Consider the following 1,437-nt stretch of genomic DNA (forward strand, 5'->3'; position numbering starts at 1 on the left):
TAGCACTACTTTGGGAGATTTTTGATACTGGGAGCGTTTTGAGGGATTCCCAAGGTCGGTTTTGCATGATTCATGAGAGGCCGGCTGTTGGAGGAGCCGGCCATGAATATGGATTGGCAAGTCGATCTGGAGCGGTGGCTTGAGCCGTTCATTTCGGCGTTGAGGCACAAGACGCGTGCGCGGATGTGTCCGGCCTATATTGCCGGGCTGATTGGCCTTGGGGATCGCAAGAGCGTCCAGCCGATGGCGGCGCGTGCCGCGGGCATAAGCTATGACCAACTGCACCACTTCATCGCGAGTGGCGTGTGGGATGCGGCACCGTTGGAAACGGCGCTGCTTGCCGAGGCCGACCGACAAGTCGGCGGGGACGATGCGTGGCTGATCGTGGATGACACCGCGCTCCCCAAGAAGGGACGCCACTCGGTCGGCGTCGCGCCGCAATATGCCTCGGCGCTCGGCAAGAACGCCAACTGCCAGACGCTGGTGTCGCTGACGCTGGCTTCGGGCGAAGTGCCGGTCATGGTGGGGCTGCGGCTGTTTCTGCCCGAGAGCTGGACCTCCGATCCCGCCCGGCTCGATCGTGCCGGTGTGCCCGATGACCATCGTGCCTACAGGACCAAGCCCGAGATCGCGCTGGCCGAGATCGACCGGGTTCGCGCGGCCGGCGTGCACTTCGGCTGCGTCCTTGCCGATGCCGGATATGGCTTGAGCGCCCCTTTCCGGCAAGCGCTGACCGCGCGCGGCCTTGCCTGGGCTGTTGGCATCCCATTCAGGCAAAAGGTTTATCCTGCCGACGTGGCGATGATCTTCCCCGTTGTGGGCCGCGGCCGTCCGCGCCAGCACCATATCCCGGACATGAAATCGATCACCGCGCAGGCGATGCTGGAGAAAGCCCAATGGCGGCCGGTCAGTTGGCGACGCGGCACCAAGGGCCGCCTCTCGGCCCGCTTCGCCGCTGTCCGTGTTCGTGTTGCCGACGGCACACCTCAGCGCATCCGCGACATGGGCGCTCAGCATCTGCCCGGCGAGGAAGTCTGGGTGATCGGCGAACACCGCTCGACCGGCGAGCGCAAATACTACCTCTCCAACTTGCCCGCCGACACCCCGCTCAAGCAGATCGCAGGCGCCATCAAGGCGCGATGGGTCTGTGAACAGGCGCATCAACAGCTCAAGGAGGAGCTTGGCCTCGACCACTTTGAGGGGCGCTCATGGATAGGCCTGCACCGACACGCGCTGATGACGATGATCGCCTACGCCTTCCTGCAATCTCACCGCCTCAAACAGGCGGGAGGGGGAAAAAAGAATCCTCGGTCCGCCGCCCCAACCGAGCTTGCCCGCCGTCAGGCAGGCCATCCTCACTGCTCTCGCGCAGCCGCCCCCATTCCGTTGTCCCCACTGCCGCAAAATCCTCTCCCCTGAAAATCTGCCAAAGTAGTG

General features: G+C 64.0%; 1 pseudogene. It reads left to right on the forward strand.

Annotated elements, in window-relative coordinates:
- Nucleotides 1–65: 65 nt before the first annotated feature.
- Nucleotides 66–1,419, forward strand: a pseudogene (locus H5395_RS18295) (IS701 family transposase).
- Nucleotides 1,420–1,437: the final 18 nt, after the last annotated feature.

It is taken from the genome of Paracoccus sp. MC1854 (genome assembly GCF_014164635.1).
Lineage (GTDB): Bacteria > Pseudomonadota > Alphaproteobacteria > Rhodobacterales > Rhodobacteraceae > Paracoccus.